The 7,703-nt window shown below is 52.9% G+C and carries 9 protein-coding genes; 7 read left to right on the top strand and 2 right to left on the bottom strand.

The features are described 5' to 3' along the window. Nucleotides 1-30 precede the first annotated feature (30 nt). Both FDW95_RS08740 and FDW95_RS08745 read right to left on the bottom strand, forming a co-directional pair. Nucleotides 31-1,323 (bottom strand): HlyC/CorC family transporter, encoded by a 1,293-nt coding sequence (locus tag FDW95_RS08740; RefSeq protein WP_135911576.1) that lies wholly within the window; start codon nt 1,321-1,323, stop codon nt 31-33. Between the two features lie 18 nt (nt 1,324-1,341). Next, nucleotides 1,342-2,133, bottom strand: coding sequence for an inner membrane protein YpjD (locus tag FDW95_RS08745; protein ID WP_096756093.1), 792 nt, complete (start codon nt 2,131-2,133; stop codon nt 1,342-1,344). Between the two features lie 165 nt (nt 2,134-2,298). On the opposite strand from FDW95_RS08745, the gene ffh reads away from it, so the two are divergent. The 7 genes from ffh to FDW95_RS08785 all read left to right on the top strand — a co-directional run. Then, nucleotides 2,299-3,660 carry a signal recognition particle protein gene (ffh, locus tag FDW95_RS08755; RefSeq protein ID WP_096756094.1) on the top strand — a complete coding sequence of 454 codons (1,362 nt, stop codon included), beginning with the start codon at nt 2,299-2,301 and terminating at the stop codon, nt 3,658-3,660. Nucleotides 3,661-3,911: 251 nt separating this feature from the next. Further along, nucleotides 3,912-4,160, top strand: a complete 249-nt coding sequence (rpsP, locus tag FDW95_RS08760; protein ID WP_003031228.1) for a 30S ribosomal protein S16 — start codon at nt 3,912-3,914, stop codon at nt 4,158-4,160. Between the two features lie 18 nt (nt 4,161-4,178). Then, the gene (rimM, locus tag FDW95_RS08765; RefSeq protein WP_115257736.1) at nt 4,179-4,727 is read left to right on the top strand and encodes a ribosome maturation factor RimM; all 549 of its coding nucleotides are present in this window, start codon (nt 4,179-4,181) and stop codon (nt 4,725-4,727) included. 44 nt (nt 4,728-4,771) lie between these two features. Then, nucleotides 4,772-5,539, top strand: a complete 768-nt coding sequence (gene trmD / locus FDW95_RS08770) for a tRNA (guanosine(37)-N1)-methyltransferase TrmD (RefSeq protein WP_115257737.1) — start codon at nt 4,772-4,774, stop codon at nt 5,537-5,539. A 39-nt stretch (nt 5,540-5,578) separates the two neighbouring features. Next, nucleotides 5,579-5,926, top strand: a complete 348-nt coding sequence (rplS, locus tag FDW95_RS08775; protein WP_002914145.1) for a 50S ribosomal protein L19 — start codon at nt 5,579-5,581, stop codon at nt 5,924-5,926. A 141-nt stretch (nt 5,927-6,067) separates the two neighbouring features. After that, on the top strand, nt 6,068-6,472 hold the full coding sequence (locus tag FDW95_RS08780) for a DUF2946 domain-containing protein (RefSeq protein WP_249354877.1): 405 nt from the start codon (nt 6,068-6,070) through the stop codon (nt 6,470-6,472). Between the two features lie 63 nt (nt 6,473-6,535). Continuing rightward, nucleotides 6,536-7,703: PepSY-associated TM helix domain-containing protein (locus FDW95_RS08785; protein ID WP_249358987.1), on the top strand; the 1,168-nt coding region annotated here is incomplete at its 3' end.

The following is a 7,703-nucleotide window of genomic DNA, read 5'->3' on the forward strand; positions in this document are numbered from 1 at the left end:
AATGCAGATGCGTTACCCGCCGCGACATTATCATCCCTGGTCCGCCACGCTCTCCCGCAGCGGTTTTACCGGCAAGACCTGCACCTGTTTAATCATATTATCCTGTACGTCGAGAATATCGATATCGTACTGGCCAATGCGCACCCGCGTACCGGCCACCGGGATCTCTTCCAGCGCTTCAAGAATAATCCCGTTTACGGTTCGTGCATCGTCTTCCGGCAGGTGCCAGTTAAAGGCTTTGTTGATTTCGCGCACGTTGGCGCTGCCGTCAATTATCACTGAACCGTCATTTTGCGGGGTGACTTCCTCGGCAAGCGTAGGTGACATGGAGGTGGTGAAGTCGCCGACAATCTCTTCCAGGATATCTTCGACCGTCACCAGGCCCTGAACGTCGCCATATTCGTTAACCACCAGGCCAACTTTCTTTTTGTTGCGCTGAAATTTGATTAGCTGGGTGCTGAGCGGCGTGCCTTCCGGGACGTAATAGATCTCATCAGCGGCGCGCAGCATGGTCTCTTTGGTGAATTCTTTTTTCTCTGCCATCAGGCGCCAGGCTTCGCGTACGCGCAGCATACTAATGGTATCGTCCAGCGAGTCGCGGTAAAGCACAATGCGGCCGTGCGGGGAGTGCGACAGTTGACGCACGATTGATTTCCAGTCGTCGTTGATATCAATCCCGATGATTTCGTTTCGCGGCACCATGATGTCGTCGACGCTGATTTTTTCCAGATCCAACACCGACAGCAGCATATCCTGATTACGGCGCGAGATTTGCGAGCGCGATTCATTCACCAGCGTTCGCAGTTCGTCTTTACTCAGGGAACTGCTTATCACGATATCCGTTTTGATGCCCATCATACGCATCAGCAGACGGGTAATGGTGTTCAGTAACCACACCAGCGGCATCATCAGAATTTGGAGTGGTGCCAGTAAGAAACTGCTGGGATAGGCGACTTTTTCGGGATACAGCGCGGCGATGGTTTTTGGCAGTACTTCAGCAAAAACCAGCACCACAAAGGTCAGCACCCCGGTGGCAATCGCCACACCCGCATCGCCATACAGACGCATACCGACGATGGTGCCAAGCGCGGAGGCGAGAATGTTGACCAGGTTATTGCCGATAAGCACCAGGCTTATCAGGCGGTCCGGTTTGCGCAGGAGTTTTTCAACGCGCTTTGCCTGACGATTCCCCTGCTTGGCCCGGTGGCGCAGGCGGTAGCGGTTCAGGGTCATCATTCCGGTTTCGGAACCGGAAAAATAGGCTGAAATAACCACCATGATGAGAAGCGTAACAATGAGCGTGGTGGTGGAGATGTGTTCCACGTAGGGTTCCTTAAAGACTTAACTCACAAGCTGTTGCAGTATGCGACTACCGAAATAGGCCAGCGTCAGAATGCCTGCACCTGCGACGTTAAACCAGACGACACGACGTCCGCGCCAGCCCTCATGGTAATGTCCCCATAGCAGAACGATATAGACAAACCATGCCACGATAGAGAGCACGGCTTTATCAATATTTTCGGTACTGAACAGGTTGTGCATGTAAAACAGGCCAGTGCACAGGGTCAGCGTCAGCAGAACCACGCCTATCTGAGTGATGTGAAACATTTTGCGTTCAATGCTCATCAGCGGCGGCATTTCATTGTTGAACGCCAGTTTTTTGTTTTTCAGCTGATAATCGATCCACGCCAGCTGCAGTGCGTACAGGGCGGCAATGATCAGCGTGGCATAGGACAAGAGCGAGAGCCCGATGTGGATCATCATGCCCGGTGTGGCTTCAAGGTGGGTGATGTACTCGTTGGGCATAAACGTGGCGCAGGCCAGATTGATTAATGCAAACGCATACACGATCGGCAGCAGCAGCCAGCCGCGATTGCGTGAGGCCACAATGGTCATTACCGTACAGATCATCAGGCTAACCAGAGAACCGACGTTCAGCAGGCTCAGGTTTTGTCCATTCTCGCCACCGGGCAAAATACGTGCTTCCAGGGCAAAAGCGTGGCACACCAGCGCGATAACCGCAGAAAGGATAGCCATACGCCGCCAGCCGCTGTTTTTTTGCAGCAGAGCGGGAACGATCAGCGCAAGGCTGACGGAATAGGCGACAAGGGCGAACAAAGCAAAAACGGGCATATAGGTGTCGACAGTTGACCAGTGATAAAGAAAAGCAGTATAGCGTTACGTGACCGCTGCTCCAACCGTTGCATAACAACAAAGGCGGCTTCATGTTATACTGCGACAAAATTCTGTTGATGTGTCGTGCAAGCGACCGACCGTTTCCACCCCAGGCGAGAGACAATGTTTGATAATTTAACCGATCGTTTGTCGCGCACGCTGCGCAATATCAGTGGCCGTGGACGCCTTACTGAAGACAACGTTAAAGAAACGCTGCGCGAAGTGCGCATGGCGCTGCTGGAAGCTGACGTTGCGCTGCCGGTAGTGCGTGAGTTTATCAATCGCGTAAAAGAGAAAGCGGTTGGTCATGAAGTTAACAAAAGCCTGACCCCGGGTCAGGAATTCGTCAAAATCGTTCGCAGTGAACTGGTTGCGGCGATGGGCGAAGAGAACCAGACCCTGAATCTGGCCGCTCAGCCACCGGCCGTAGTGCTGATGGCGGGTCTGCAGGGTGCCGGTAAAACGACCAGCGTGGCGAAACTGGGTAAGTTCCTGCGCGAGAAGCACAAGAAGAAAGTGCTGGTCGTCTCTGCCGACGTTTATCGTCCGGCGGCGATCAAGCAGCTGGAAACGCTGGCTGAGCAGGTTGAAGTCGACTTCTTCCCATCTGACGTCGGCCAAAAGCCGGTCGATATCGTTAACGCTGCGCTGAAAGAAGCGAAGCTGAAATTCTACGACGTGCTGCTGGTGGATACCGCTGGTCGTCTGCACGTTGACGAAGCGATGATGGACGAAATCAAACAGGTCCACGCGTCTATCAATCCGGTAGAAACGCTGTTTGTTGTCGATGCCATGACCGGTCAGGATGCCGCGAATACCGCAAAAGCCTTCAACGAAGCGCTGCCGTTAACCGGTGTCGTGCTGACGAAAGTCGACGGTGACGCCCGCGGCGGTGCCGCACTCTCTATTCGTCATATCACTGGTAAGCCGATTAAGTTCCTCGGTGTTGGCGAGAAAACCGAAGCGCTGGAGCCATTCCATCCAGACAGGATTGCTTCGCGTATCCTCGGCATGGGCGACGTACTGTCGCTGATCGAAGATATCGAAAGCAAGGTTGACCGCGCGCAGGCTGAGAAGCTGGCGACCAAGCTGAAGAAGGGCGATGGTTTTGACCTGAACGACTTCTTAGAACAGCTTAATCAAATGAAAAACATGGGCGGTATGGCAAGCCTGATGGGCAAGCTGCCAGGCATGGGTCAGATCCCTGACAACGTGAAATCGCAGATGGATGACAAAGTGCTGGTGCGTATGGAAGCGATCATCAATTCGATGACGTTGAAAGAACGTGCCAAGCCGGAAATCATCAAAGGTTCGCGTAAGCGCCGTATCGCTCAGGGCTGCGGTATGCAGGTACAGGACGTTAACCGCCTTCTGAAACAGTTCGACGACATGCAGCGCATGATGAAGAAAATGAAGAAGGGCGGGATGGCCAAGATGATGCGCAATATGAAGGGCATGATGCCGCCAGGATTCCCTGGTAGATAAATATATCGGGCTACCTTATTTGCCATTTTGACGCCGGAGTGTGCTCGAAATGCTCACGTACTGCGTGTACGCTCCGCTTTCTGCGCGCACGCCGACGCCAAACTGGCTGCAACGGTAACGCCCTAGTATCAAGCTTCATCACATGTTGATTGCTTTTTTCTCAGAAATCAGTAAAATTTTCGGGCTTTTAATATGACACCGGGTCCCTTCCCTCGATGGGGCCCGGTGTTTTATTCACACAAGAGGATGTTATGGTTACTATTCGTTTAGCACGTCACGGCGCTAAAAAGCGTCCGTTCTACCAGGTTGTTGTTACTGACAGCCGTAATGCACGCAACGGTCGCTTCATCGAGCGCGTTGGCTTCTTTAACCCAATCGCTAGCGAAAAAGAAGAAGGCACCCGCCTGGATCTGGATCGCATCGCTCACTGGGTTGGCCAGGGCGCGACTATTTCTGATCGCGTAGCTACGCTGATCAAAGCAGCAAACAAAGCAGCTTAATCTGTCACGGTGGTCATGATGAGCAAGCAACTCGCCGCACAGGCGCCCGTAGAACCCATAGTTCTGGGGAAAATGGGGTCTCCTTACGGTATCCGTGGTTGGCTCAGAGTGTTTTCTTCCACTGAAGACGCCGAAAGCATTTTTGACTATCAGCCCTGGTTTATCCAGAAGGCGGGTCAGTGGCAGCAAGTACAACTGGAAAGCTGGAAGCACCACAATCAGGATCTGATCATCAAGCTGAAAGGTATTGAGGATCGGGATGCGGCGAATGTACTGACGAATTGTGAAATTGTCGTAGATTCCTCGCAGTTGCCAGCGCTGGATGATGGCACTTACTACTGGAAAGACCTTATGGGTTGCCAGGTAGTGACCACTGAAGGCTACGAACTCGGTAAAGTCGTCGATATGATGGAAACCGGATCGAATGACGTCATCGTCATCAAGGCAAACCTGAAAGATGCGTTTGGTATCAAGGAACGTTTAGTGCCGTTCCTCGATGGGCAGGTTATCAAGAAAGTCGATCTCGCTACTCGTACTATCGAAGTAGATTGGGATCCTGGTTTTTAAACCACCGGATAAACGGTAAAAGTCGGCGTGATGGGGATTGGCTTGTGTTTATAGGTATCGTTAGCCTGTTTCCAGAAATGTTCCGCGCAATTACCGATTACGGGGTAACTGGCCGGGCAGTAAAAAATGGCCTGCTGAACATCCAGAGCTGGAGTCCTCGTGACTTTGCTCATGACCGGCACCGTACCGTGGACGATCGTCCTTACGGCGGCGGACCGGGGATGTTAATGATGGTGCAACCTTTACGGGATGCCATTCATGCAGCAAAAGACGCGGCAGGTGAAGGCGCGAAGGTGATTTATCTGTCACCTCAGGGACGCAAGCTTGATCAAGCGGGCGTGAGCGAACTGGCAACGAATCAAAAGCTGATTCTGGTGTGTGGTCGCTATGAAGGCGTAGATGAGCGCGTAATTCAAACCGAAATTGATGAAGAATGGTCAATCGGCGATTACGTTCTCAGCGGTGGAGAATTAGCAGCGATGACGCTGATTGATTCCGTCTCCCGGTTTATTCCGGGGGTACTGGGTCATGAAGCATCGGCAACGGAGGATTCCTTTGCCGATGGGTTGCTGGACTGCCCGCACTATACCCGACCTGAAGTGTTAGAGCAGATGGAAGTACCGGCAGTTTTGCTGTCGGGGAACCACGCTGAGATACGTCGCTGGCGTTTGAAGCAGTCGCTGGGCCGTACCTGGCTTAGAAGACCTGAACTTCTGGAAAACCTGGCTCTGACTGAAGAGCAAGCAAGGTTGCTGGCGGAGTTCAAAAAGGAACACGCACAACAGCAACATAAACATGATGGGCAGGCGTAAGCCCCCAATATCAGTTTACCCAGGATAAGAGATTAAATTATGAGCAACATTATTAAGCAACTTGAACAAGAACAGATGAAGCAGGACGTACCTTCCTTCCGTCCGGGTGATACCGTGGAAGTGAAAGTATGGGTTGTTGAAGGTTCCAAAAAACGTCTGCAGGCATTCGAGGGCGTGGTTATCGCTATTCGTAACCGCGGTCTGCACTCTGCATTCACTGTTCGTAAAATCTCCAACGGCGAAGGCGTTGAGCGTGTCTTCCAGACTCACTCTCCGGTAGTTGACAGCATTGCTGTTAAACGTCGTGGTGCTGTTCGTAAAGCTAAACTGTACTACCTGCGTGAGCGCACTGGTAAGTCTGCTCGTATCAAAGAGCGTCTTAACTAAGATATCGCTCAGGCGACATCCTGTCAGAAGGGGCTGGCCAATAAGGCTGGCCCCTTTTTTTATCGCCATAAAACTCACATCATTAACTATTAATTCATAAATCATTTACAATGCCCTGTCGTTATTGGAGGGGCAGTGGTTATTGGTGCAATCTTTCGGTTTGGTCATCAGCGCTGCGCGGCATGGCTCGCGTTGTTTGCGATCCTGCTGATCGTCATCGCGCCGCTTATCTCTGTTTCTTTGCAACACGATCCTATGAATGCGATGCCGGGTATGCATCATGATATGGGCATGATGGTGGAACATGCTGAACAACATGGTGACGGCGCCTCGATGACGATGCCCGTCGATCACGGCGAAGCATGCGGCTACTGTGTGCTGCTGGCGCACGTGCCCGGGCTGATACTGACTCTGGTTATTCTGTTGCGCGGCGTGCTGCGGCTACAGAAAAAAACGCCACTACATCCTACGCTGACGTTCTGGCTCTACTTCCCCTGGCTGTATCCCAATACCCGTGCACCACCGTACCGGTCTGCTTTTTCCTGATCCTAAAAATACGTCTGTACGCGTTAGCGTGATGACGCTCTTTGGCTTTTTCTAAGGAAAAGTATGACCACCTGCACCCCGCGTGCGGCATGGGTAACCCTGCTGCGACGCCTTCATTTCTCTATCGGCCTGTTCGTGGGTCCCTTTATTTTTGTCGCGGCACTGACCGGTACGCTCTACGTTGCCACACCGCAACTGGAAGAGGCGCTTTACTCTGAGGCGCTACAGGGAACCGAGCAAGGAGAACCACAATCGCTGGCTGCTCAAATTGCGCTCGCGCAGCAGGTCGTCGGCAATCATTTGCCGGTGTATGCAGTACGGCCTGCGCTTGAGCCAGGAAAGACGACCCGGGTCATGTTTGCAGACCCTGTACTGGCCCCGTCTGAACATCGGGCGATTTTTATCGACCCGGTTGCACTTACGGTAACAGGCGATATGACTGTCTATGGCACCAGCGGGATCTTACCTCTGCGCCAGTGGATCGACTATGCGCACCGTTCCTTGCTGTTGGGGGATATTGGGCGGCTTTATAGCGAACTGGCTGCGTCCTGGATGTGGGTAGCGGCGCTGGGCGGTATTGTGCTTTGGTTTTACACTCGACCCAGGCGTCGTCTGAATAATCGACTGCAAAAAAACCGTCGTCTGCACGTTACGCTGGGCTGGATTCTGCTAGGCGGGATGTTACTTTTTTCCGCAACCGGTTTAACCTGGTCGCAATGGGCAGGGGGCAATGTGGATAGCATGCGGGCAGCCTTTGGCTGGCTGACGCCGCAGGTAAATACACAGCTCGATGGTGTCCAGCAAATTCATGATGAGCATGCCGGACATCACGCTGGCATGGTAATGCCATCGGCAAGCGTGGTTGACGGCGGACTTTTTGATGCGGTATTACGCACGGCGCAGGCGGCGGGGATTGATGCCAGGAAGCTGGAGATCCGCCCGGCGAAAGATGCGCAGCATGGTTGGACTGTCACCGAGATTGACCGCCGCTGGCCAACCCAGGTGGATGCGGTGTCTGTTGATACAACAACGATGCGGATTATTGACCAGACGCGCTTTGTCGATTTCCCTATGATGGCGAAGTTGACGCGTTGGGGCGTTGATTTCCATATGGGGATTCTGTTTGGCGTACTCAATCAGGGGCTGCTGATCGTCTTTGGTGTAGGCCTGTGCCTGATGATCGTGATGGGCTATCGGCTATGGTGGATACGCCGACCCGCCGGACCGGCGG

The organism is Citrobacter sp. wls718, assembly GCF_005280945.1.
Taxonomy (GTDB): domain Bacteria; phylum Pseudomonadota; class Gammaproteobacteria; order Enterobacterales; family Enterobacteriaceae; genus Citrobacter; species Citrobacter gillenii.